Below are 24,854 nucleotides of genomic sequence, written 5' to 3' on the forward strand. Positions count from 1 at the left end.
GGAGTGAGATAGATGGAAAAGTTATTAGAAGTTAAGGATTTACACGTCTCATTCCATACGTATGGAGGAGAAGTGCAAGCAGTTCGCGGAGTTTCCTTTGATCTATATAAAGGAGAAACACTAGCGATTGTTGGTGAATCTGGTTCAGGTAAAAGTGTTACATCACAAACATTAATGAAGCTCATTCCGATGCCGCCTGGTGAAATTAAAAGCGGTCAGATTCTGTTTAATGGGGATGATATTGTTCCTAAAACAGAAAAAGAAATGCAAAAAATCCGCGGAAAAGACATGAGTATGATTTTCCAGGATCCTATGACTTCTTTAAACCCAACCATGCGTATTGGGACACAAATAATGGAAGTATTGATTAAGCATCAGAAAATGGCGAAAGAGAAAGCGAAAGCAAGAGCAGTTGAGCTATTAACACTTGTTGGCATTCCGATGCCAGAAAGACGTGTCAATCAATATCCACATGAATTTTCCGGCGGGATGAGACAACGTGCCATGATTGCCATTGCTTTAGCAGCTAGACCACATTTGCTTATTGCAGATGAGCCGACAACAGCGCTGGATGTTACCATTCAAGCACAAATTCTTGATTTAATGAAAGAATTGCAAAAAAAGCTGGAAACAAGCATTATATTTATTACCCATGACCTAGGGGTTGTTGCGAATGTAGCAGATCGTGTGGCTGTTATGTATGCTGGTCAAATTGTGGAAATGGGTACAGTAGATGAAATATTTTATGATCCAAGACATCCATATACATGGGGGCTGCTTGCATCGATGCCAAGCTTGGAAAACGACGGTGAAACAGAATTAGCTGCGATACCTGGTACGCCGCCTGATTTAACAAATCCTCCAGTAGGAGATGCTTTTGCACCTAGAAATCCAAATGCATTGGCAATTGATTATGAGCAGGAACCGCCTCTTTATCAAGTGTCTGAAACACATTTTGTGAAGTCATGGCTGCTGCATCCAGATGCTCCAGCAGTTGAACCGCCAGCATCTGTTAAGGAAAGAATTCGTCCTTTATCCTCTAATTTTCAAAAACCAGTATTAGTGAAGGGGGATAAAATACATGGCTGAAAAATTGTTGGAAATTAAAAATTTAAAGCAGTATTTTAATGTAGGGAGACCTAATTTAGTAAAAGCCGTTGATGACGTTACATTTGATATATATAAAGGTGAAACACTGGGGTTAGTTGGTGAATCTGGATGTGGCAAGTCAACAACTGGAAGAACAATTATTAGACTATATGATGCAACAGGTGGACAAGTTATATTTAATGGGGAAAATGTTCATGGGAAAAAATCTGCCACTGATTTAAAGAAATTTAATCGTAAAATGCAAATGATTTTCCAAGATCCATATGCTTCTTTAAATCCTCGTATGACTGTTGCCGATATTATTGCAGAAGGCATTGATATTCATGGATTAGTAAAATCAAAGAAAGAACGTATGGAAAAAGTTTATGAACTTCTCAATACAGTTGGTCTAAATAAAGAGCATGCCAACCGTTATCCACATGAGTTTTCTGGTGGACAAAGACAGCGTATTGGAATTGCAAGAGCATTGGCTGTAGATCCGGATTTTATTATTGCGGATGAACCAATTTCAGCATTGGATGTTTCGATTCAAGCACAGGTTGTAAACCTGATGAAAAAGCTGCAAAAGGAAAAAGGCCTGACTTATTTATTTATTGCTCATGATTTATCCATGGTAAAATATATAAGCGACCGAATTGGAGTAATGTATTTCGGAAAGCTTGTTGAAATAGCGCCTGCTGATGAGTTGTATAATTCACCAATTCATCCATATACACAAAGCCTGTTATCTGCTATTCCACTTCCAGATCCAGAAACGGAACGAACTCGGACTAGAACAGCTTATGACCCATCTGTTCATCAGTATAAGGATGGAGAAGAAGTGAAAATGCGCGAAGTAAAATCTGGGCATTTTGTTTTCTGTTCAGAAACCGAATTTAAAAAATATCAATTACAATATAACAAATAAAAAATAACGATCTCTACCATTGAGATCGTTATTTTTTTAATTCAAATAGGTTTTGCCATAGAAAAGAACGTCAATCTATTATCTTTGTAAAAGAGATCTTTTTAGAAATTGAAATAATTGTGCTTTTGATTCTTCCACAGTCATAACTTGATCATGTGCAATATAGAAGCGTTCTGCAGCATTTTCTACAAGGTTGATAAGTATTTTAGCAGTCCATTGCATATTGACTTCCTTTAATATTTCCTTTTTTCTATTGCTTTATTTAGAAGTTCTTCAAACCATTTGTAATACGGTGCATAAATGGTTTCCCATTTTTTAATCGAATATTCAAAGGCAAAACCAGAGTAGCATAATATAAGAACATCATTATATTCTTTTGTAATAGAATATGCTTTATTAATAAATACTTCTAATTTCCTCCACTGGATGAATTAGAGGAAATGGTAAAGGCATCTGTAAAAGCAGGTCTTAAAGTATTTGAACCAACAGGTGGCATTGATATGGAAAATGTCCATGGAATTGTCAAAACATGTCTTCAGAATGGCTCAGAAACAGTTATCCCGCATTTGTATACATCATTGGTGGATAAACAAACAGGAAAAACAGAAGTGGAAAAAATCCAGAAATTAATGGAAATGAATTGGGATAAGTTGGAGGTGTAATATGGCATTACAAGAAAAAGTGAAAATAAATACAGCAAATGGTCTGCATGCAAGGCCTATTACCCAGATTGTTTCCACTGCAGCAAAACTTAGTTCCGATATAAAAATCATCTATAAAGATGTAAAAGCTGATGCAAAAAGTATGATTGCTTTGATGAAATTAGGAGTTCGCCAATATGAGGAAGTTACTATTCAAGTTGATGGCGAGGAAGAAGCAAAAGATTTTGATCGAATGATGGATATTCTGAAAAAAATGAACTAAAAATATTATAGGTAAACAAAAAAGTTCAAACCTGCACACATAGCGAGGTTTGAACTTTTTTTATTATATGGAAAAGTAAATCCTCGGCTAGGCCTTTCGCTTTTTTTTCTGAGAGCAGAACTGTCAGGGCATACTACATGCTAAGTCGAGAGAAAAGGCTGTGGTTTTGTCTGAAAACAGGGGCATTAGTACCATAACCGGTGGGAAAAGCATAAAAAGTTTAGTTCGATAAAAGGATGATCTGGGCTAAAACCGAGAGAAAAAACATCCACTTTATCCAAATAAAAAAGGCAACAAAAATTACTGTTGCTTCCATATTGCCAAAATAAAAAAAGACCAAACCTGTAAATAATGCAGGGTTTGGCCTTATATCGTATTATTCCGGACTTCCTTCAGCAGCTTCAATGTCGTGGACAAGTTCAGCTCGATCAATGTCAGCATCAAAGAAATCTTTTGTTTCTGGAAGTCTTAAATTCATATACAGTTTTTTAGAAATTCGGATGGTTACTTTTTCCACAGTGTAATCAAATACATGGCCGCCGACGTTTCTATCATCATCAATAAAGTGAAGATGATAGCCTGCTACTGCGATTCCATTAGCGTATTGTGGGGTTCGAAATCCTGCAATGGTTCCATGGATATCTTTGAAGTCAAAGATAGGCTGTGTTTGCACAGCTTCTACCATTGGTACATATGGCTTTTCCTGCAATTCTACTGTTCTTGTTTGAACTTTTTTAAAGACACCGTCCATTCTGATGGCATAGAACAGATTCTTGCTTGGCAATATACGATCAAGTTCTTCGTGGAGCTCTTTCATGGTCATTGGATTATCGATTTGGTGTACCATTTCTGTATCGAAAAAAGCAAATGAACAAAACGGGGATTTATCCGTATCGCTGACAGGTATAGCAGTACCGTCTGAACGGAGTCGATAAAACGAACCGTCAAATCCAATTAATTCTCCATCTAATTTATTAAATGTACCAATTCCGAAATCACCATGCTCAGGTATTTCACTTAATGAGAAATCTCCATCATAAACGCCATCGAGCAGTGCTGTCATAGTAGAAACTTGATAAATTTCTTGTAATTTATTCAGGTGATCTGGCTTCTTTTCTTCATGTAAAGTTTTAGTCACACCCATGCAATATCACTCCTATTTTAAGTTTAAAGGTTAAGGCAGCATTTCATGTTTTTTTGAAAGATAAGAAAGTATAAGTTTTCTGAAGTCTGACAAGTGTCTAGCGCAAGCACCCTATCGACTTCAACGCTTCCCTCGCCTCGCTTGCGTAGTCAACATCGACGCTTACGTTCTTCGTGTTTCCTTTATCTCACTTAAGGTACACAAATTAAGAACGCCACATCCTTATGTCTTCGTTTGTGTGATCCACATCCTGTGGAACTCAGCTTTTTCTGTCGATGAGCAAGGGCACTTGCGCTTTTCTTGTGGCTAACCTTAGATGAAAAGCTATTTGTTATAGAAGCAGAGAGCACCTATGGCCTATTATGTTAACATAATAGGCAAACATAAAGGCCATATCGGCGCTTATGTGCTTTATTTTGAATGAGCTTTCTTTTTCATGTTCTGTTCAAAATAATTTGGCCATTTCTGACTGGCTAAATCTACGTTGTCGCTATAATCAACTGGAATGTCAATGATAACAGGTCCTTCTTGTTCTAATCCTTTTTGAAGAACTGTGGAAAGTTCTTCAGGAGAGTTTACTCTTAAGCCTGTTGCCCCGAAGCTTTCTGCATATTTAATGAGGTCGACTTGACCAAATTCTACACAAGAGCTGCGATTATATTTCATTACCTGCTGAAAGGAAACCATATCGTAAGTGCTGTCATTCCAAACTAAATGAACTATATTTGTTTTCATGCGTACAGCTGTTTCAAGCTCCATAGCAGAAAATAGGAATCCGCCGTCACCCGATACAGATACAACCTTTTTACCTGAATTCAGTATGGAAGCAGCAATTGCCCAAGGAAGAGCGACACCAAGTGTCTGCATGCCATTGCTGATTAGCAGTTTGTTAGGTTCATAGGAACGGAAATGGCGAGACATCCAAATCCCATGGGAACCAATATCACAAGTAACCGTTGTATCATCGTCAACCAGCTTGCGTAATTCGCTGACAATATTTAACGGATGAGAGCGGTCTGGAAGCTGCTTTGCAGGTGGTTCTTCTATTTTTTTTAGAAGTTCTTTAAGGTCAGATAATGTCTCTTTCTTATCTTGGTCAACAGACACACGAGCACTATGAGATTCTATTTGATCAACTGTAGAAGGAATATCTCCGATTAATTCCAGTTCTGGCTGATAATAATGGTCGGCATCTGCCTGCATTTCATCTAAATGAATAATAGTTCGTTTTTCATTTACATTCCAGAATTTTGGATCATATTCAATTGGGTCATACCCAATTGAAAGAACAACATCTGCCTGTTCTATTAATAAATCTCCAGGCTGATTATGGAATAAACCGATGCGACCAAAATACTGCGGCTCAAGTTCTCTTGAAAGCGTACCTGCTCCTTGATAGGTTTCTACAAACGGAATGCCAAGTGTTTCGAGAAGTCGTCTGATGGATTTTACAGCTTTTGGTCTGCTTCCTTTCATTCCTACTATGGCAATAGGAAGTTGAGCGTTTTGAATTTTAGAAATTGCTGAACTAATGCTACTATCCTGTGCTGGTCCAAGTATAGGAGAAGGGAGCGCTGCTAAGGCTTTTACCTCCGTTTTTTCTAGCACAACATCCTGAGGAAAACTGATAAATGCAGCTCCCGCCTGACCTGATTTCGCAGCACGGAAAGCATTAGTTAGTGCCTCGGGTATATTATTAACATCTTGTACTTCAACACTATATTTTGTAACTGGCTTAAATAACGCCGCATTATCTAATGATTGATGTGTGCGTTTTAATCGATCTGCTCTAATGACATTTCCAGCAATCGCAACAACTGGATCACCTTCTGTATTTGCAGTTAACAGTCCTGTTGCAAGGTTAGAAGCACCTGGGCCGGAGGTGACAAGACATACACCTGGTTTTCCTGTCAATCTACCAACAGCCGCTGCCATAAAGGCAGCATTTTGTTCATGTCTGCACAATATTAATTCTGGTCCTCTATCTTTAAGTACATCGAAAACTGCGTCAATTTTTGCACCTGGAATCGCGAAAACATGCGTAACGCCTTGGGTAATTAATGTATCAACAATAAGCTCTGCCCCACGTTTCGTAAGACTAGCTTTTTCCTGTATATTCATGGACTCTCACTCCTTTAATATAGAAATTCTTTATAGGAAGCTGAATTTCATGATATGATTTACTATACATTTCACATTCTATTTTTTCCAATATCCATTTAATGCTGTTATGATATGTTTTACGAATGATTGAGAAGTAAGGACGTGGTTATACAAAATGGAGCTAAGACATTTGCAATATTTTATTACGGTAGCGGAGGAGCTTCATTTCGGAAGAGCAGCAGTTAGGCTGAATATGACGCAGCCGCCGCTCAGTCAGCAAATAAAGCAGCTAGAGGAAGAGTTGGGTTTCCCATTATTTCATCGATCCAATCGTGCAGTAGAATTAACAACAGCTGGAAATGTGTTTTTAAGCCAGGTCCGTTCTGTTTTAAATCAGCTGGATAGAGCAATAGATCATGCACGCCACACGGCAAGAGGAGAGCTAGGGAAAATTGTGATTGGCTTTGTTGGAACTGCTTCTTATGAAATTCTACCACCTGCCATCAGCGAATTCAGAAGCATTTATCCATCTGTTGAAATAGAATTGCGTCAATTATCTAAACCTGACCAAGTCAAAGCGCTAGTAAATGGAGATATTGATATTGGATTTTTACATCCTCCTGTAGAGAGCAAAGAGCTGATTAGCCGAAGCATTAAAAAAAGCAGATGTATTTTTGCTGTCCCAAAAAAACATCCTTTAGCGGATAAACCCGCTATTTCGATAAAAGATATTAAAAACGAGCCGATTATCTCTCTATCAAAGGAAGCTTGGTCAACATTATATACTAATTTTATTCGGTTATGTGAAAATCATGGATTCTCCCCAAATATAGTACAGGAATCTACTGAATATCAAATGGTTATCGGATTAGTTACCGCGGGCATCGGCATTGCTGTCGTTCCTCATTCAGCTAAGCGTCTTTTTAACTTAGATGTCGTTTACAAAAAAATTGATCAAGATGACTTGATGGCAGAATGGATTATCTCCTATAAAAAAGAAAATCAAAATCCTGCCCTATTTCACTTAGTTCATCATGTATTGCATCGAATGGCCTCCAATTGATGGAGATTGAAAGTATGGAATCGGCTTGGACAGTGTCTAAAATAATGCTGTCAGGCTGATGACGCCTAGTATAATTAAATAGAAGCAAAGAATCACAATGTTTTTGCCCCTTAATAATCAAACGCTTTCACGAGGGAGTATTTTTGTTACAATATAAGGAAAAAAGCAAGTGTAATGGGATAAAAAAGAATGGTGAATAATAAAAAAGATAAAAGAAATAAGAGGAATGGAGGAACTATTATGTGGAGAAGAATAAATTTATTAACGGTTTTAGCAATAATAACAGCCGCTTATATTATTCCTGAGTCTAGTCTAGCCGAAAAAGTGACAGAAGCATCGAGCTTTACATTACATCCAGAAAAAAAAATAAGTATGGCCATGAAAAATATCCCAACTATTATTCCAAGATTAAAAAATTCTACTCTCACTTTTATATACCCAGATGCAGTTAGAGGTATTTATGTAAATGGACATGCTGCTGGAAGTGAAAAATGGAATACTTTAGTTCGTTTGATCAATGCAACGGACTTGAATGCAATGGTAATTGACGTTAAAGATGATTATGGAAATCTTACTTATAAAACCTCACAGGATTCCCCTATTTATGCTATAAGCAAACCCTATATTTCCAGCATGCCTGCTCTTTTAAAACAAATGGAAAAGGAAAATATCTATCCTATTGCAAGAATTGTCGTTTTTAAAGATACCCTGTTGGCAACAAAAAAGCCTCAATGGTCGTTTATGGATGGAAAGGAAATTTGGAAAAATGGAAGAAAAGAAGCATTTATGAATCCATTTCAAAAAGAAGTATGGGATTATAATGTAAGTATTGCAATAGAAGCAGCAAAGCTGGGTTTTCAGGAAATCCAATTTGACTATGTTCGTTTTCCTGAAGGATTTGAGACAAAAGAGGAAAAATTAAGCTATTCGAAAGGAGATTACGATAAATTAAACATAAACGAAGGGGAGAAGCGAGTAAAGGCTGTTTCCGATTTTGTAAAGTATGCGAAAGAAAAATTAAAACCCTATGGTGTTAAAGTTTCTGTTGATATATTTGGTTATACGGCAACATTGAAGGAAGCACCGGGAATTGGCCAGAATTTTTCCGAAATAAGTGAAAATGTAGATGTAATATCTTCTATGATTTATCCTAGCCATTGGAGTGCATACTTTGGTATAAATAGACCAGACCTACAGCCATATCAGCTTGTAGCTGAATATATAAAAGTAGAAAAAAGCAAGTTGCAAAATGTGAAAAATCCAACCATTTCAAGACCTTGGCTTCAAGATTTTACGGCTTCCTGGCTAGGGAAAGGAAATTTTCAGCATTATGAAAAGAAACAAATAGAGGATCAAATTAAAGCCTTGGAAGATAATGGTGTTAAAGAGTTCCTATTATGGAACGCAGGAAGTAACTATACAAAAAATGTTGATTACACTCCTTAATTAGCAGTGAATTTTTAATCTTTTGGAAAAATTAAGGGGGAAAACGGAGGAATTGAGCGTTTATCGACAGCCTGAATAATAATAGTAAGGGGGAAAACAATATGTATTGGTATGATAAATTAAATGAATATTTTCCTTTAGAAGAAATGAAATCGCAAGAGCATATGGAAGCATTGTTAAAGGATTTTCCTGACATCTATCATAAAGACGAAGGATATTATCATGTTTTAATGTACGTAGAATTAGATGACTTTATTTTTATTGATTATTTATATGTTTCTTCTGAAGCAAGGGGAAAAGGGATTGGCCGTCAATTAATCGAAAAACTAAAAAATAAAGACAAGCCGATTCTATTGGAAGTGGAGCCTGTTAACTATAAAGATACGGATACACAAAAAAGATTAAAGTTTTATCAAAGAGAAGGGTTTAAGCATGCAAAAACCATTGGCTATAAAAGAAAATCACTGGCAACGAATGAAGTAAACAAAATGGAGATTTTATATTGGGCGCCAAATAGTGAAGGGGAAGACATTGTTTATCATGCACTTGTTAAAACGTATGAAAAAATACATACATATAATGATAAACAGTTTTATGGACAATCCTATGAACCAGTGGAAAAAGTAGTTCGTGTAAATGAGCAGAAGGAAATAAAGGATATTTTTGATGAAATTTGACCTTTTTTGTCACAATAGGAAAAATAGTATGTATGTTTGTATCATATTTTCAATAAATTTGACGTAATTGAGAATTTAAAAGTGGTTTAAAAATGCCAGAACGGGGTAAATAAAGTTTATAACCAAAATAGTAAAGAATATTGCTTTAGGAATTAAGAAAAAATTGAAACCTTTTTCCTTTTCAATCGTCTATAATATTATCAAGAAAAAAATAATAGAATTCCTAAACAAAATTGGAAGGAATCTAAAAAAAGGAGGAAAAAACAACAAAAATTATCCTTATATGCTCAAAGAAGAAAAATGATGTATAGATCACACAAAATTTTATTAAACAACAAATGATATTTTCAAAAACATATATCCAATTAACGATATTTAGTGTATAATAATTAATATAAATTACTTGATTACATTAATTACAATTTAAGAATTTGGTTTACTCAAGTAGTTATGAAGTGGTTAAAGTAAATACATGTCTAAATAAAGGGAGTGTGAATTTGTAAAATGGTCACATTATACACTTCACCAAGTTGTACATCCTGTAGAAAAGCAAAAGCATGGTTGGAAGAACATGATATAGCTTACAAAGAAAGAAATATATTTTCTGAACCTCTTTCGATTGAAGAAATCAAAGAAATTCTTCGAATGACAGAAGACGGTACGGATGAGATTATTTCCACTAGAAGCAAAACATTTCAAAAATTGAATGTGAACTTAGAAACTATGCCTTTACAAGATCTATTTGGGCTGATTAAAGATAACCCAGGGCTACTGCGCCGCCCAATTATAATTGATGAAAAAAGACTTCAAGTTGGCTATAACGAGGATGAGATTCGTCGTTTCTTACCAAGAAAAGTACGTACATTCCAATTGCGTGAAGCACAGCGTTTAGTAAATTAATATAGTTTGATCACTTATGAAGAGGTCTGACAGTTTTTTATACCTAATTATATATTGGGTATAGGAATGTCAGACCTCTTCATTATATATGGCTGTTTTTTCAAAGTTTCTTGTTTTTTACGTAACAAAATGGGAGAAGAAGTACATTGCAGACTGAATACACGTAGACTCCTGTGGGAATGCGAGAAAGTCGAGACCCCACAGGAGCGTATGCGACGAGGAGGCTCGACGCTCGCCCACGGAAAGCGAAGTGTATTCAGTCCGTGAGTTTAAAAGCAACAATCAATAAGAAAATAGCCTTATATATTTATTGTACTATCATAAAAAGATGTATAAATAGGCTTAGAAATTTGAGATGCAAATAGGTTAATGTTAAAATACAGATTAACCATTCTTAGCGTACTTATATATAATAAGATAGAAGAGAATTTGGTTGTTTTATAGAAGATTTTTTTGCTGATTGAAATTTTTTATCAAGGTAATACTAATAATTATAAAAAGCAGTGAATACGTTATGTATGAATAAATATAATTGTGATAAATGTTTGAATAGGCATATATTGGTTTTTTAAATTCTCAGTATATTTTAATTCCATTTCACTCGCTTTTGTCATAGAATATATAAGTACAAGGTACAAATTATACAAATGATAGATGTATTAAACGTTAAGAATAAGGGTAAAGAATAAGACGAGTATCTGTATGGGGGTATTAGTCCCTTCCATCATAGCCTGAAGGGAGTGTTACAGAATGGAAATTGAACGTATTAATGATCATACAGTTAAGTTTTATATTTCGTATATTGATATAGAAGAACGCGGCTTTAAGCGTGAGGAGATCTGGTATAATAGGGAAAGAAGCGAAGAGCTTTTTTGGGAAATGATGGATGAAGTACATCAAGAAGAAGACTTTATATTAGATGGTCCCTTATGGATTCAAGTTCAAGCATTGGATAAAGGTCTGGAAATTTTGGTTACAAGAGCACAATTATCCAAGGACGGGCAAAAGTTTGAGATTTCAATTCCTGAAGAAAAGCTTAAAGAATTGCAAGTGGATGAGCGGTTTGAAGAATTAATGGATGAGCATTTTACTGTAAAAGACAGTGAAGATGACTTAGAGGATACATTAGAATTTATTATTGCATTTAGAGATTTTGAAGATCTTATCTCCCTTTCTAAATTGAAGGGAATAGATGGTATGGATACAAAGCTGTACAGCTATAAAAATCAATATTATTTATATGTACATTTTTTAGACGAAAAGATTGATGAAGAAGAAATGGATAATACATTAAGCATCTTATTAGAATATGGTCACGAAACACCACAAACGGTGCATGTTTTAGATGAATATGGAAATACGATCATCGAAAAAGAAGTGTTTACTGAGTTAAGAAAGTATTTTCATTAGAAAATGCCGATTTCATTAGAAATCGGTATTTTTTAACTAATTTTACTTATATTAAGGATAATAGGAGATCTATGTTTAATTGTAGGAGCCTCCTTCATCACCTGAAATAGGAGTGTTTTTTAGGTAAACGGATACATAATGATTGGAGTTTGTTATAAGCTTTCTTCATTTACAGAGAAGCAATGGGCAGGTGTTTAAATGAATCATACAGCAAGGTTAAGCATTTTCTTAGCAATTGCAGGACTTTTTGTTTATATCTCAAACTTTTTTATTACGATAAAAGGGGGAGTATATGGACAGTTAAGTTTATTAATTAGCTTGTCTGTTATTTTTATAGGATTTGTCATCTTTTTTGAAAATAGGCATCCAACCCAAACACTTACTTGGTTAATTGTGTTAGGAAGTTTTCCGATAGTAGGTTTTATATTTTATCTGCTGTTCGGAAGAAATTATCGGAAAGAGAGAATGTACCGTAAAAAATATTTCTTGGATAAAGAAACATATCTGAGAATTGAGAAGGAAATACGAATAGGAACAGAAGAAAAGATTGAAAAGTTAGAAGTGCATCAAAGAAATCTTTTTCGTTTAGCTGAAAAATTAGGGAATACGCCTATTTCTTTTGGAACCTCATCAAGTGTGCTTACAAATGGGGATCAAACTTTCTCTGCGATATTAAAAGCATTAAAAAAAGCGAAGCACCATATACACTTAGAATATTATATTGTACGACACGATAAGATTGGAGAAGAAATAAAATCGGTATTAATAAGGAAAGCAGAAGAAGGAGTAAAAATCAGATTTCTTTATGATGGCGTAGGCTCCTGGCAATTATCGAAAAAATATATTAACAAGCTCAAACATGCCGGTGTGGAGATGATCGCATTTAGTCCAGTGAAAATGCCGGTTTTAAACAGCAAATTTAATTTCCGAAATCATAGAAAAATAATTGTAATTGATGGCAATATTGGTTTTGTAGGCGGTTTAAATATTGGAGATGAATATTTAGGAAGAAAAAAATCAGTTGGATTTTGGAGAGATACCCACCTAATGGTAAAAGGAGGCGCAGTTCGCTCCCTGCAGTTGATTTTTCTTCAAGATTGGTTTTATATGACAAACAGTAGTTTTTTAACGGACGAATATTTATCACCTATTTCAGAAAAAAATACACATGGTGGAGTTCAATTAATTGCAGGTGGCCCTGATAATGAATGGAGCGTTATCAAAAATATATTTTTTAGCATGATGACATCTGCAACAAAATCAATTTGGATAGCCACTCCTTATTTTATACCAGATGAAGATATTTTTTCTGCTATAAAAATTGCTGCGTTAAGTGGGCTGGATGTCCGATTGCTTGTTCCGAATAAACCGGATAAAAGGATTGTGTTTCATGCATCACGTTCTTATTTTCCTGAATTGTTAGAAGCCGGCGTTAAGATATACGAATATGAAAAGGGTTTTATGCATAGTAAAATCGTTATTGTTGATGGAGAAATAGCTTCGATTGGAACATGCAATATGGATATGAGAAGCTTTCATCTTAACTTTGAAGTAAGCGCATTTTTATATAAAACAAAAAGCACAAAGCAGCTGGAAAATGAATTTATAAAAGATATCGATCATTCAAAAGAATTAGAATTAGCAATCTTTAGTAAAAGACATGTAGGTTTTCGAATTCTTGAATCTACTTCAAGATTATTGTCACCGTTATTATAAGATCCTTCAGAACAAATTATAGATTGTGTTGTATAGGTACAATGAAATTGTGATAGAAAAGAAGGAAAGCAGACAGGAAAAGCGAATATACTCTCTATAGAAATAATTCCAATTGAAAGGAGCGTATATTCGTGTTTACTGCCGTAAATGAGAATGGAAACTTTATTCATTTATATGAAATAAAAGACAAACATTATTTGAGAAAGCTTCGATCTGATTTTTCATTTTTTTGTCCAGAATGTATGGAAAGAGTAATATTAAAGGTTGGAGAAAAAAAAATAACCCATTTTGCCCATGAGAGAATGTCGATTTGTTCAGCAAATAGAGAGGCGGAATCTGAATATCATTTACAAGGAAAGCTTCAGCTTTACAGCTGGCTGGAAAACTTAGGGCTAAAACCTGTTTTAGAACCATATTTTTCTGCTATAAAACAGCGGGGAGACATTGGATTTAATTATCAGGATAAATATTATGTGATCGAATATCAATGCGCTCTAATATCACCTGAATTAATAGCAAAAAGAACAAATGGATACAGAAAACATCATTTGCATGCAATATGGATTATAGGAGAGAAAAATGTTAAAAGCATCAATCGAAATAAATGGCGAATATCTGCTTTTATCTATCAATTTATTACAACCTTTAAAAACCAATATATTTTACCTTCATACTGTCCTATAAGCAAAACATTCCATTTCTATCATTCATTATTTCCCATAACAATCAATCAAGTTTTTGCCACTTCCCATACACTATCCATTCATTCCATGCTTTCCCCTTTTTCTTGGACATTGCCAGCTCCCACTAACCCTTTTCAACAATGGAAAAAAGAAATAAGAAAACAGAAAATCCATCATATTCATTATCAGACTAAAAGCAATGAGCTTTTTTTAAAGGAACTGTATCAGAACAGACTGCATCCTCATTTTTTGCCTCCATATATTGGGGTACCTCTTCAATCAATGATTCATATTGAAACAAATCCTTTATTCTGGCAAGCATATATCATTTTAGATCATTTTATGGGAGAAAATAATAAAAAAATCTTCTCTATCCATAAAATAACAGAACAATTTCAAAAAAGAATTATAAGAGGGGAAATTAGAATCAGAGAACTTCCTATGTGTGCTGCAATATCATGGAAGCAGGCTGTATATGATTATATCCATTTTCTTTCTACTGCCAATATACTAATTGAAGTAAAGCCATTGTTTTACACATTAAAAAAGGAAGTGAAACTAGCAGTAAATTATGAAAAGCAGTTTCAGTTAGAAGATCAATTTTATCGAGAGCATGCCTTTATTATAAACAAATTGTTTTCTTTTATAGAATAGAAAGAAGAAGCAGTACAAATGCTAATTAAGTAAAAAAGTTTGTAAATAAGCAGGAATAATTAAACATATAATAGAATTATGGATGAATGAGAAAATATTCGCTTTGCAAAAGAAAAGCTGATGGGCCCTTGCGTATCTAAGGAAAAAGCTGAGGTCCACTGGATGTGCTAACTTCGCCACGTCCTGTGGAAACGCCGGCACTAGTACGTCGAAGCCAGACACTCATCTAATCTTAAAACTTTATTCTATCTTACTTTTAATAAAGAATCGGGGGATTTATATGGCAAGTGAAGCAACTGTAAAAAAACTGCCGCAACGAAGCGAGGTTTCTGTAGAAGATACTTGGAGGCTGGAAGATATATTTCCTGCAGATGCAGAGTGGGAATCAGAATATAAGGAAGTAAAAATACTTTCTGAACAGGCAGTGGAATATCAAGGGAAGTTATCAGAAGGTGCAGAAACATTGTACAAAGCTCTTTCTTTTCAAGATACATTACTTAGTCGATTAGAGAAATTGTATACGTATGCACATATGCGATATGACCAAGATACTACCAATAGTTTATATCAAGGATTTGACAGCCGAATTAAGAATCTTTATGCACATACTGCAAGTGCATTAGCATATATTGTTCCAGAAATTCTTTCTATTGATGAAAAAACCATCAAAAGCTTTTTGGAGGAAAAGAAAGAGTTGAAATTATATCAAAAGGCGTTAGAAGAAATTAATCTGCAGCGCCCTCATGTTCTTTCGGCAGATCAAGAAGCATTGCTTGCACAAGCATCAGAAGTTTTAAATGCATCAAGCAATACATTTGGGATGTTAAATAATGCTGATTTAGAATTTCCAAGCATAAAGGATGAAAATGGAGAAGAAGTGGAAGTGACCCATGGAAGATATTCTCGTTTTTTAGAAAGCGGGGACCAGCGTGTACGACATGATGCGTTTCAAGCGGTGTATGATACATATGGAAAATTTAAAAATACCTTTGCATCTACCTTAACAGGAAATGTAAAAAATCATACGTTTAATGCGAAAATCCGCAAGTATGATTCTGCACGGCATGCAGCACTTGCTGGTAATAATATTCCAGAGCAGGTATACGAAAATCTAGTAGAGACAATTCATGAGTATTTGCCATTATTGCACCGATATATCAAACTTCGCAAAAAAGTGCTTGGGGTTGAAGAGCTTCATATGTATGATCTTTATACACCCCTTGTAAAAGACGTAAAAATGGAAATAAGCTATGAAGAAGCAAAAGATTTAGTTATAAATGGGCTTGCACCTCTCGGAGAAGAATATGCATCTATTTTAAAAGAAGGTTTCGAAAATAGATGGGTGGATGTTCATGAGAATAAAGGAAAACGAAGTGGAGCCTACTCTTCAGGCGCCTACGGGACTAATCCATATATTTTAATGAACTGGCAAGATAATGTAAACAATCTTTTTACATTAGCACATGAATTTGGACATTCCGTTCACAGTTATTATACAAGAAAAACACAGCCTTACCCATATGGCAGCTATTCTATCTTTGTAGCCGAAGTTGCTTCCACATGCAATGAAGCATTATTAAATGATTATTTATTAAAAACAATTACGGATGAACAAAAACGTCTGTATTTGCTAAACCATTATTTGGAAGGTTTCAGAGCGACTGTTTTCCGTCAAACGATGTTTGCAGAATTTGAACATTTGATTCATGTAAAAGCACAAAACAATGAGGCACTAACTGCTGATTTGTTTACACAAGAATATTATAAATTAAATCAAAAGTACTTTGGCGAAGAAGATATTACAATTGATAAAGAGATAGGACTTGAATGGTCAAGAATTCCTCATTTCTATTATAATTATTACGTGTATCAGTATGCGACTGGGTTTAGTGCTGCAACAGCATTAAGCAAACAGATTTTAGAAGAAGGAAAGCCAGCTGTTGATCGATATATAGACTTCTTAAAAGCAGGAAGCTCCGATTATCCAATCGAAGTATTAAAAAAAGCTGGTGTTGATATGACAAGCAAAACACCAATTATTAATGCTTGTAAAGTATTTGAAGAGAAGCTAAATGAAATGGAAAGCCTGCTGTCATAAAGTGAACCTTTCCATCAGTGGGGGGGGGTTCTTCATCCTCCACTGATGGTTAGTTGAACCTATCGGATCTTTACGGGAGTTATCCCCCACCTAGCTTCTTCGATTCTTCAGCATCTTGAGGGGGCTTACTGCCCGTTAAGAGTGGGATAAAGAGAAAAATACCTTACAGAACGGACCGTAAAGTCTGCTTGTAAGGTATTTTTTCTTTATAAACCTTATGTTGATTACTTGGCTTTATAAGAAAATAGAACCAATATTGCTCTTAGCTCTTATTAGCCGTTGTCTGTTTTCCTAATCCGAACACAAAAAAACTAAAGGTAATCAATCCGAGGAAGATAATCCCTGCAATTAATGAAATTCGTGTATCATCATTAAACCACATACCGATTAATACTATGATTAAAAAAACAATGGTTGCATAGTTTGTCACTGGTGCAAATGGCATTTTAAACGGATGTTTGTCCATGGCTGCTCCCTTTGCTTGTCTAAATCGAATTTGACTAATTAAAATGACAAACCATGGAATCATTCCTGGAAGTACGCTGGCGCTGTAAACATAGACAAATAAATTCTTTGGTGCAATAAAACTTAAAACGACTCCAATACCAAGACCAAGAAGTACGCCCAATGTGCTAAATAACGGAACACCATTTGGGGAGATTTTTGCAAAAAATTTAGGGGCTTGTCCGTTCATAGCTAACGTATAAAGCATTCTTCCAGCACTGTAAATTCCACTGTTGCAGCCAGACATGGCAGCTGTAATAACAACAAAATTAATGATGCCAGCAGCAGCGGTAATACCAACTTTTGCGAAGGTAGCAACAAATGGACTGCCAATTGAATGGAGCTCATTCCAAGGATAGACAGTTACAATGACAAAAATCGCGCCAATATAAAAAATTAATATACGCCAAATAATACTTTGAATGGCATTTTTTATCGTGTCTTGCGGGTTTTTTGCTTCACCTGCTGTAATGCCAATTAGTTCGACCCCTTGATAAGCTCCAATTACTAATGATAAAGCAAAGAAAAAGCCGGACCATCCACCTGTAAAAAATCCGCCGTTGCTCCATAGATTTGATAATCCAATTGCGCTGCCTGAATTTCCAAAGCCAAAGAAAATTAGTCCAATGCCAGCGATAATCATTAAGATGATGGTAATAATTTTTATCATAGCGAACCAAAATTCAAATTCTCCAAATGATTTAACGGAAACGAGATTAGCTGCACCAAGAATAAGCATTGCGATAATACCTGGTATCCAGGCAGGTAAATCAGGATACCAGTACTGCATATATTCACCGACAGCGATGATTTCTGCCATCCCAACAATAACCCATTGAAACCAGTTGCTCCATGCAGTTAAATAACCTGCTAATGGATGGATGTATTTATGGCCAAATGTTGCAAAAGAACCTGTACTCGGCTCTAAATATAGCATTTCTCCCATTGCACGCATAATAAAAAAGATAAAAACTCCTGCAATTGCATAAGCGATCATGACAGAAGGACCTGTCCATTGAATAGTCTTGGCTGAACCGAGAAATAAGCCAACACCAATTGTTCCACCTAAAGCAATCATCTGAATATGCCTTGCTTCAAGGCCTCTGTTTAGTTGTTTGTTTGTCATTTTTTCTACTCCTTAATAATACAAAAATAGCAGCTATAGGGAATAAGCATTCATCTTTAGAAAAAGATAAGCCTAACTAAAGCTAATCTTTATCCCACTCTTAACGGGCAGTAAGACCTCTCCTCAAGATGCTGAGAAATCGAGGAAGGTAGGTTGGGGATAACTACTGCCCATAAAGGTCCGGGGGAGGTTCACAAACTAAGGTCGCTACTTCCTGTGGCAACGTTTGTGTGATCCACATCCTGTGGACCGCAAGCTTTCCATCAGTGGGGGATGAGAACCCCCACTGATGGAAGTTTACTTTATTGAACTCTAACTGGTTTCCTAATTTACCTAACTAATAATAATAAAATAATCCAAAGAATACAAATCCATTAAAAATAAACACAAATGCTTTAATTGTGGATAAAAATAAAGGCTATTGCAGCAGCTGCTGCTAAAAGCCTTTAAATTTTTTTCTGCTATTTAAAAAAGCTATAAATAGGAAAAAAGATAAAAAAAGCAAAGGGGAGCTGACCAATAGTGGAAATAGATTCATTAATCCGAATATATTTAAGACAAAGGAAAACACAATTAATAGGAGAAAGAATGTCAGCAGTATCTTTTTCAAATTATATTCCTCTCTTTCATTTATTTTTTGATCGGCTACTCTGAAAAAGTGGTGTTCTAGTGAGTAGTCCACAGCCGGCATACACTTCGCTTTCCATGGGGCGGGCGTCGAGCCTCCTCGTCGCTGGCGCTCCTGCGGGGTCTCGTCTGTCCCGCTAATCCCATAGGAGTCTTTGTGTATGCCGGCTGCTCTGCGCTAAAAAATAGAGATACTGCTTCTTTTCATTCTTCTGGGTTCAAATTTTTTTGCATGGGTGTCTACCCTGAAAATAAGTACATGAGTGTTAATAGGTTTTCCGAAACTTATCGCTCGCTTTCTGCAGGGCGAGGTACGAGGGAAGAGTCTCACAGGTCACCCGTGGAAGCGTATTCAATCTGCGGATTAAACAAACAAAAATCTATACGAAAAGAGCTTTTTTTTGATCATTGATTCTCGTGAATATCAACATTGTAGTTTAACAGATCCTTTTGATTAAGGAAGATGGAGAGAGACATGAAAAAATGGATAAGTTCTTTACTAGTAACTATATGTAAAAAAGAAAACGTATATGAAAAAAAGTGAAAAGTAAATGTGACTATTTTGTGAATAAAATCACAAACATATTGATATTAACCATATAGCTGTGTTATTATTATGTTGTGAAATTAATCACAAACAAACTTATACCCCTTTGTTTGACAGTGAAAAATTTCTCCCATCCCCTTTGTTCGTAATAATAAAAAAAGGCCTTGCCTTGAGACAGCAAGCCCTTTTTTATTGTTCATTTATTTTGATTGATCTCCCGTCACAATAACTAAAATGAAAGTTAGTATACTCTTTAAAAAAAAAGGATGCAGCATATTTAGAGCTGCATCCTTACGTTATTTCATTTAATGTATTTCCAAAACATTCCATATTTTGCGGGGATTTGTTCTACTAATTGCTTTAATTGAAGCTTTTTCATTTCTTTTTCAATTTCATGAATCGATTTATTGTAGACAACAGATAATTCTTTTGATGCAACAAGTTTAAAGCATTTTAAAAAGCTTTCCAATGGAGGAGGCTCTGCTTTTTCTGGGGAAACCTGCAGCATTTCTTCAATAATTTGAACATAAATCTCATAAGGATAATAGCCGGTAATCTTAATTCCTTCTTCTTCAATATTTTCATTAAAGAAAACAAGTGTTGGAATTTCGGTTACTTCCATTTCCGTTGTAATCCTTAAATCACATTGAAAAGCTTTTGCAGCACTAGCTGAATGGATGTCTGCAACAAATTCTATAACATCCAGGCCAACACTTTTTGCACAAGTTTTTAACACTTCAAATGTTGCGACATTTTGTTTTTCGAGAAAAAGCATTTCCTGCAATTTTCTTAAAAAACGGATTCCAGATCGCCTTCCTTGCAGTTCGGCAGCTTTTAGAGCAATCGAGGCTAGGTAAGGAGAGACGATGGGATTTTCCAGCCAAACAGACCCATCACATGACATGCCTGATCTACTCGCTGTTTTTTCCCATAACTCTGCAATATTTTCATACCTTGCTTTTCTGCTTAAGTTTAGCGATGCTAAGCTTCCGCTTAAAACATGTTTTAAAGAAAAATATCGTCCATATTCAATCTGCAGTTTTTTAATTATCGGTTCTAACGCCCAGCATTCAGGACATAAAGGGTCAATAAACATATAAATTTCAAGTGGTTTGCTGTCTTGGCAATTTTCATAAGCTGTGTTCGGGTTGGATGTGGACAATTCTTTTTCTATCACGAGTAATCACCTTTTTTATTTTCATTTTCCTCCGAATTAATCATGTGTTTTGCTGTTAAAGCAAGTCTTGAAAAAAGTCCTTCGCGAATGCTTGGATCCAATTGTATTTCCTCCATTGCAGCATGCATGCATGCTAACCAGGCATGCGCACGTTTTTCTGTAATGGCAAACGGCAAATGCCTCGCTCTTAACATTGGGTGACCGTGTTCCTCTGTATAAAGAGCGGGACCTCCTAAATATTGAGTAAGAAACTGCTTCTGTTTGCGGGCTGTTTCAGTTAAGTCTTTTGGAAAAATAGGAGCTAGATCAGGATGTTGACCTACACGATTATAAAAAGCATCTACAAGTCTGCTTAATGTGTTTTCACCAATAACTTCAAAAGGTGTGGGCATTTTCTCGACCATCAAAAAAACTCCTTTATGCATACATGTATTTTCTATCATTATTAATAATATCATGATAATTGCTAACAACTATTCCTATATATTTTAACAATGCCGAATTCATTGTACAAATAAATAGCTTTGAAATAAAAAGGAAATTAGCTGAGATTGTCGATTGATGTTAATTTTTTTGATAATAATTGATCGATTAATGCTTATTCAGGATAGAGGAATGATTCATTTTGTATGCTTCTATTTAGAAAGATAATGGCGACACAAAATATCCATTGTTAACTAAGATGGGACATTAGGTTGTAAATCGTCGCAGCAACAACAGGCTGATCGAAAAAATTTATATTTCGAGGCACGGATACTCGGAAGGAGCTAAATCTTAGTGTTTGGGTAATGGGCTCCGACCACGGTGAATAACGAAGAAATTGAGCGTTTCTCGACAGCCTGGATAATTAAACAATAAATTGCTGCTTCACTTTCGCAACATAGTTTTGTGTTTCTTTAAATGGTGGCAAACCGCCATATTTATCTACATTTCCTGGACCAGCATTATAGGCAGCAAGGGCTAATTCAATATTTCCATTATATTTAGTAAGCATTTGTTTTAAATATTTTGTTCCACCCATAATATTTTCGGCAGGATCAAAGATATTTTCTATTCCTAATGATTTTGCAGTTTGAGGCATTAGCTGCATAAGACCAGAAGCCCCTGCAAAGCTGGTTGCATTTGGATTATTATTGGATTCCACTTTAATAACAGCGCTAATTAGTTTTTCAGGTACATGATAGGCAGCAGCAGCTTCTCTAATAATATCTTGATAGTTACTTGGTGTATTGTTAAATTTTGTTAAGCTTTTAGGGAGCAAAGAGACATTATTATTCATGACGTTTGCTGAATAACCAAGTGTATTGCTTTGTATATTGATTGGCAGGATAGAAGTAGATTCATCCTTGGAAGTTATGGCGCTTAATAATTCTTGAAATAATGAATTGCCAGTATTATTTGAATTACCAGATGTTAAGTTTTGCAGTGCCTGTAATTCAAGCATAGTTTTTATTGAATTAATTTTCATGAACGTCCTCCATTACAGTCATGAAGATATTTTTTTGTATAAGAGTAGGAAAGAGCCTAATCTTGTTCTTACAATCTCAAGGCGATAAATGTTTTCATCAGCTTGGAAAGACTTGCAAATGGGATGATGCCTATTTTTTAAGCTTATTTTTGTTGTTCGTGCTTTTTTAAGTAAAATCGCTGTACTTTATTTTTTGCCTGTCGTACAGGTATTTGACAGGATTCCAGTATTTTGTTGAAAGAGGCTTGTCCTTCTTTTGCATCACTTACCTCATATTCTAACTCATAATCTTCTTCATTTAAATAAAAACTATGGTCCAAAACGAGTAAACCATTTCCAATTTCTTTCTCTGCTCTAATCGTTGTTAAGGACCCAAAGTAGCAAATGTTTTTCGGAGCTATATTCATTTTTGTTAAAATGGAAACAAATGGTTCGAAGATAATGCTCCCCGTTTGAAAAATGGCTTTGCTTTCCTCTTTTGTCAGCAGTTTGTTTGTTTCAAGCAATCCTTCTGAATGAGGCTGTTTCAATGTTAATTCATATGCATTCTGTTTTTTTCGGATCCTTAATGCTGATTTGTTTTGTTTTAGCAAAAAGTCAGCTGTATCAAAGTAATGATTTTCTTGTTGAAAAAAATCTTTTTCTTGTATTTGAAAATGTTCAATTAACCCCAAATATTCTTGTTTTGTTAACATATTTTTAAACTCAATTTCAATATTCTGCGACATAATAAAATCCTTTCCTTTTCCATTGATACTCTATCTTTTCTTATAATACCAGAAATTATATTATTTCAGACTTAGCCGAGTATCTAGCTCCAGCGCTCAACGACTGGCGTATTTTACGATAAGTCAACATCGATTCGCTATCGCTTCTCGTGTTTCCTTTATCTCAGTCAAAGTCCCTTTAGTCCGTACGGCAAAGATCAAGGTGCTTGCGCTTTTCATTGTCTAGCTCCAGCACCTATTGCCTATCGTACTTCAGGACTTTTCCCTACGATAAGTCAACATCGATTCGCTATCGCTTCTCGTGTTTCCTTTATCTCAGTCAAAGTCCCTTTAGTCCGTACGGCAATGATCAAGGTGCTTGCGCTTTTCATTGTCTAGCTCCAGCGCTCAACGACTGGCGTACTTTACGATAAGTCAACATCGATTCGCTATCGCTTCTCGTGTTTCCTTTATCTCAGTCAAAGTCCCTTTAGTCCGTACGGCAATGATCAAGGTGCTTGCGCTTTTCATTGTCTAGCTCCAGCACCTATTGCCTATCGTACTTCAGGACTTTTCCCTACGATAAGTCAACATCGATTCCCTATCGCTTCTCGTGTTTCCTTTATCTCAGTCAAAGTCCCTTCAGTCCGTACGGCAATGATCAAGGTGCTTGCGCTTTTCTTATTATCTCTTTGTTGGTTTTTAACTTCAATGTTTAGGAGAAATTAAATCTATGTGGTAAAATAGGGAATAGTATGGAGGTTGAAAAAATGAATCAAAAATTACAGCTGATTAACCTGGAAATAAAAAATAATGAACTTATTCTTGGGGTAGAAGAATCTACTTCCATTGATGAATATAATGCAAGTGGACAAATGCTTGTAGATTCGGATGCGCTAAGTTTTATTTATTTATTAGAAGAAAAAGATCGCTATGTCTATTTAGTAATTGGGAATAAATGGTGGAACGAAATAAAAGAAGGAAAAAAATTGGCATTGCCTGTGTTTTTAACTAATGGCACTCAAAAAGTTTTACTGGAGCAGTTTTTTGAGGAGCTAAACTACTTAGTGGAAAATATCGAAGGAAATAGCAATTATGGGGAAGAAATGGAAAAAGCAGTAGGAACTGTATTTTTAGAAAAATAAACATTTTTTGCTCATCCCTGTATAATGTTTAAATACAAAACATAACTAGGACCATGAAAAATGGGGTGTTATACATATGAAGCATTGGGAGCAGTTTTTAGCCCCATATAAACAAGCGGTTGACGAGCTAAAGGTTAAATTAAAAGGAATGAGACGCCAATTTGACCAAGAGGATGAACATTCTCCTATTGAATTTGTAACGGGAAGAGTAAAACCGATTGCAAGCATCTTGGATAAAGCCAATGAAAAAGGGATTTCACTCGATAAATTAGACACAGAAATGCAGGATATCGCTGGACTGCGTATGATGTGTCCGTTTGTAGATGATATTATAAGAGTAGTAGAGTTATTAAGAAAAAGAAATGATTTTGAAATTGTAGAAGAAAAAGATTACATTTTACATAAAAAAGAAAGCGGCTACCGCTCTTATCATGTGGTGATAACCTATCCTGTACAAACAGTAAACGGGGAAAAAAGAATTCTTATGGAAATTCAAATTCGGACATTAGCGATGAATTTTTGGGCAACCATTGAACATTCGCTGAATTATAAATATAAAGGCCAATTTCCGAAAGACATTCAAATGAGATTGCAAAGTGCTGCTGAAGCAGCTTTTCGTCTTGATAAAGAAATGTCATTAATTAGGGGAGAAATACAAGAAGCGCAAGCATTTTTTAATCGAAAAAAGGAAATTAAAAATAACCGCAAAAAATAGCCA

General features: G+C 35.3%; 21 protein-coding genes and 1 pseudogene. 14 read left to right on the forward strand and 8 right to left on the reverse strand.

The window, feature by feature from the left end; translation table 11 throughout:
• Positions 1–12 precede the first annotated feature (12 nt).
• Together ACTYBU_RS01510 and ACTYBU_RS01515 are read left to right on the forward strand one after the other, a co-directional pair.
• Positions 13–1,089, forward strand: a complete 1,077-nt coding sequence (locus ACTYBU_RS01510; RefSeq protein WP_445486690.1) for an ABC transporter ATP-binding protein — start codon at positions 13–15, stop codon at positions 1,087–1,089.
• The gene (locus tag ACTYBU_RS01515) at positions 1,082–2,017 is read left to right on the forward strand and encodes an ABC transporter ATP-binding protein (protein WP_445486691.1); all 936 of its coding nucleotides are present in this window, start codon (positions 1,082–1,084) and stop codon (positions 2,015–2,017) included. The genes ACTYBU_RS01510 and ACTYBU_RS01515 overlap by 8 nt, the downstream gene beginning before the upstream one ends.
• 78 nt (positions 2,018–2,095) lie before the next feature.
• Here ACTYBU_RS01515 and ACTYBU_RS01520 read toward each other — a convergent pair.
• Positions 2,096–2,445, reverse strand: a pseudogene (locus tag ACTYBU_RS01520) (hypothetical protein).
• On the opposite strand from ACTYBU_RS01520, the gene ACTYBU_RS01525 reads away from it, so the two are divergent.
• Both ACTYBU_RS01525 and ACTYBU_RS01530 read left to right on the forward strand, forming a co-directional pair.
• Entirely contained in the window at positions 2,440–2,679 is a 240-nt protein-coding gene (locus ACTYBU_RS01525) for a KDGP aldolase (protein ID WP_445486869.1), read from the forward strand. The pseudogene ACTYBU_RS01520 and the gene ACTYBU_RS01525 sit on opposite strands and share 6 nt — an antisense overlap.
• A gap of 1 nt (position 2,680) precedes the next feature.
• Positions 2,681–2,941, forward strand: coding sequence for an HPr family phosphocarrier protein (locus ACTYBU_RS01530; RefSeq protein ID WP_445486692.1), 261 nt, complete (start codon positions 2,681–2,683; stop codon positions 2,939–2,941).
• A gap of 376 nt (positions 2,942–3,317) precedes the next feature.
• Here ACTYBU_RS01530 and budA read toward each other — a convergent pair whose 3' ends face one another.
• Both budA and alsS read right to left on the reverse strand, forming a co-directional pair.
• On the reverse strand, positions 3,318–4,085 hold the full coding sequence (gene budA, locus ACTYBU_RS01535) for an acetolactate decarboxylase (RefSeq protein WP_445486693.1): 768 nt from the start codon (positions 4,083–4,085) through the stop codon (positions 3,318–3,320).
• A gap of 411 nt (positions 4,086–4,496) precedes the next feature.
• A complete protein-coding gene (gene alsS, locus ACTYBU_RS01540; RefSeq protein ID WP_445486694.1) occupies positions 4,497–6,206 on the reverse strand; it encodes an acetolactate synthase AlsS in 1,710 nt (569 codons plus the stop codon).
• Between the two features lie 157 nt (positions 6,207–6,363).
• Between alsS and alsR the strand changes: the two genes are divergently transcribed.
• From alsR to pepF, 8 genes are all read left to right on the forward strand, one after another.
• Positions 6,364–7,251, forward strand: coding sequence for an acetoin biosynthesis transcriptional regulator AlsR (alsR, locus tag ACTYBU_RS01545; RefSeq protein WP_445486695.1), 888 nt, complete (start codon positions 6,364–6,366; stop codon positions 7,249–7,251).
• A 240-nt stretch (positions 7,252–7,491) separates the two neighbouring features.
• Positions 7,492–8,697, forward strand: a complete 1,206-nt coding sequence (locus ACTYBU_RS01550; RefSeq protein ID WP_445486696.1) for a putative glycoside hydrolase — start codon at positions 7,492–7,494, stop codon at positions 8,695–8,697.
• Between the two features lie 101 nt (positions 8,698–8,798).
• Positions 8,799–9,374, forward strand: coding sequence for a GNAT family N-acetyltransferase (locus ACTYBU_RS01555; RefSeq protein WP_445486697.1), 576 nt, complete (start codon positions 8,799–8,801; stop codon positions 9,372–9,374).
• A gap of 504 nt (positions 9,375–9,878) precedes the next feature.
• Positions 9,879–10,274 carry a transcriptional regulator SpxA gene (gene spxA / locus ACTYBU_RS01560; RefSeq protein WP_248560495.1) on the forward strand — a complete coding sequence of 132 codons (396 nt, stop codon included), beginning with the start codon at positions 9,879–9,881 and terminating at the stop codon, positions 10,272–10,274.
• A gap of 750 nt (positions 10,275–11,024) precedes the next feature.
• Positions 11,025–11,684 carry an adaptor protein MecA gene (gene mecA / locus ACTYBU_RS01565; RefSeq protein WP_445486698.1) on the forward strand — a complete coding sequence of 220 codons (660 nt, stop codon included), beginning with the start codon at positions 11,025–11,027 and terminating at the stop codon, positions 11,682–11,684.
• Positions 11,685–11,882: 198 nt separating this feature from the next.
• A complete protein-coding gene (gene cls / locus ACTYBU_RS01570; protein WP_445486699.1) occupies positions 11,883–13,400 on the forward strand; it encodes a cardiolipin synthase in 1,518 nt (505 codons plus the stop codon).
• 131 nt (positions 13,401–13,531) lie between these two features.
• Positions 13,532–14,737 carry a competence protein CoiA gene (locus ACTYBU_RS01575; RefSeq protein WP_445486700.1) on the forward strand — a complete coding sequence of 402 codons (1,206 nt, stop codon included), beginning with the start codon at positions 13,532–13,534 and terminating at the stop codon, positions 14,735–14,737.
• Positions 14,738–15,017: 280 nt separating this feature from the next.
• Positions 15,018–16,835, forward strand: coding sequence for an oligoendopeptidase F (gene pepF / locus ACTYBU_RS01580; protein WP_445486701.1), 1,818 nt, complete (start codon positions 15,018–15,020; stop codon positions 16,833–16,835).
• 262 nt (positions 16,836–17,097) lie between these two features.
• Here pepF and ACTYBU_RS01585 read toward each other — a convergent pair whose 3' ends face one another.
• The 5 genes from ACTYBU_RS01585 to ACTYBU_RS01605 form a co-directional block, all read right to left on the reverse strand.
• Positions 17,098–18,465 (reverse strand): amino acid permease, encoded by a 1,368-nt coding sequence (locus ACTYBU_RS01585; protein WP_445486702.1) that lies wholly within the window; start codon positions 18,463–18,465, stop codon positions 17,098–17,100.
• A gap of 1,475 nt (positions 18,466–19,940) precedes the next feature.
• Positions 19,941–20,813 (reverse strand): ClpXP adapter SpxH family protein, encoded by an 873-nt coding sequence (locus ACTYBU_RS01590; RefSeq protein ID WP_445486870.1) that lies wholly within the window; start codon positions 20,811–20,813, stop codon positions 19,941–19,943.
• Positions 20,813–21,220, reverse strand: a complete 408-nt coding sequence (locus tag ACTYBU_RS01595) for a globin domain-containing protein (RefSeq protein ID WP_445486703.1) — start codon at positions 21,218–21,220, stop codon at positions 20,813–20,815. Before ACTYBU_RS01595 ends, ACTYBU_RS01590 begins: the two co-directional genes overlap by 1 nt.
• A 443-nt stretch (positions 21,221–21,663) precedes the next feature.
• Complete coding sequence (locus ACTYBU_RS01600; RefSeq protein ID WP_445486704.1) at positions 21,664–22,284, reverse strand: lytic transglycosylase domain-containing protein; 621 nt, start codon at positions 22,282–22,284, stop codon at positions 21,664–21,666.
• Between the two features lie 143 nt (positions 22,285–22,427).
• On the reverse strand, positions 22,428–23,012 hold the full coding sequence (locus ACTYBU_RS01605) for a CYTH domain-containing protein (protein WP_445486705.1): 585 nt from the start codon (positions 23,010–23,012) through the stop codon (positions 22,428–22,430).
• Between the two features lie 749 nt (positions 23,013–23,761).
• Here ACTYBU_RS01605 and ACTYBU_RS01610 point away from each other — a divergent pair.
• Positions 23,762–24,136 carry a UPF0738 family protein gene (locus ACTYBU_RS01610; RefSeq protein ID WP_445486706.1) on the forward strand — a complete coding sequence of 125 codons (375 nt, stop codon included), beginning with the start codon at positions 23,762–23,764 and terminating at the stop codon, positions 24,134–24,136.
• Between the two features lie 76 nt (positions 24,137–24,212).
• A complete protein-coding gene (locus ACTYBU_RS01615; RefSeq protein WP_445486707.1) occupies positions 24,213–24,851 on the forward strand; it encodes a GTP pyrophosphokinase in 639 nt (212 codons plus the stop codon).
• The last annotated feature ends 3 nt before the right edge of the window (positions 24,852–24,854 follow it).

The sequence above is a fragment of the Niallia sp. 03133 genome (genome assembly GCF_052663225.1).

Excerpts from the sequence above, each read along its gene's own strand:
- ACTYBU_RS01510 (WP_445486690.1), top strand. The coding sequence starts at position 13 with ATGGAAAAGTTATTAGAAGTTAAGGATTTACACGTCTCATTCCATACG.
- ACTYBU_RS01515 (WP_445486691.1), top strand. The coding sequence starts at position 1,082 with ATGGCTGAAAAATTGTTGGAAATTAAAAATTTAAAGCAGTATTTTAAT.
- ACTYBU_RS01530 (WP_445486692.1), top strand. The coding sequence starts at position 2,681 with ATGGCATTACAAGAAAAAGTGAAAATAAATACAGCAAATGGTCTGCAT.
- budA (WP_445486693.1), bottom strand. The coding sequence starts at position 4,085 with ATGGGTGTGACTAAAACTTTACATGAAGAAAAGAAGCCAGATCACCTG.
- alsS (WP_445486694.1), bottom strand. The coding sequence starts at position 6,206 with ATGAATATACAGGAAAAAGCTAGTCTTACGAAACGTGGGGCAGAGCTT.
- alsR (WP_445486695.1), top strand. The coding sequence starts at position 6,364 with ATGGAGCTAAGACATTTGCAATATTTTATTACGGTAGCGGAGGAGCTT.
- ACTYBU_RS01550 (WP_445486696.1), top strand. The coding sequence starts at position 7,492 with ATGTGGAGAAGAATAAATTTATTAACGGTTTTAGCAATAATAACAGCC.
- ACTYBU_RS01555 (WP_445486697.1), top strand. The coding sequence starts at position 8,799 with ATGTATTGGTATGATAAATTAAATGAATATTTTCCTTTAGAAGAAATG.
- spxA (WP_248560495.1), top strand. The coding sequence starts at position 9,879 with ATGGTCACATTATACACTTCACCAAGTTGTACATCCTGTAGAAAAGCA.
- mecA (WP_445486698.1), top strand. The coding sequence starts at position 11,025 with ATGGAAATTGAACGTATTAATGATCATACAGTTAAGTTTTATATTTCG.
- cls (WP_445486699.1), top strand. The coding sequence starts at position 11,883 with ATGAATCATACAGCAAGGTTAAGCATTTTCTTAGCAATTGCAGGACTT.
- pepF (WP_445486701.1), top strand. The coding sequence starts at position 15,018 with ATGGCAAGTGAAGCAACTGTAAAAAAACTGCCGCAACGAAGCGAGGTT.
- ACTYBU_RS01585 (WP_445486702.1), bottom strand. The coding sequence starts at position 18,465 with ATGACAAACAAACAACTAAACAGAGGCCTTGAAGCAAGGCATATTCAG.
- ACTYBU_RS01595 (WP_445486703.1), bottom strand. The coding sequence starts at position 21,220 with ATGGTCGAGAAAATGCCCACACCTTTTGAAGTTATTGGTGAAAACACA.
- ACTYBU_RS01600 (WP_445486704.1), bottom strand. The coding sequence starts at position 22,284 with ATGAAAATTAATTCAATAAAAACTATGCTTGAATTACAGGCACTGCAA.
- ACTYBU_RS01605 (WP_445486705.1), bottom strand. The coding sequence starts at position 23,012 with ATGTCGCAGAATATTGAAATTGAGTTTAAAAATATGTTAACAAAACAA.
- ACTYBU_RS01610 (WP_445486706.1), top strand. The coding sequence starts at position 23,762 with ATGAATCAAAAATTACAGCTGATTAACCTGGAAATAAAAAATAATGAA.
- ACTYBU_RS01615 (WP_445486707.1), top strand. The coding sequence starts at position 24,213 with ATGAAGCATTGGGAGCAGTTTTTAGCCCCATATAAACAAGCGGTTGAC.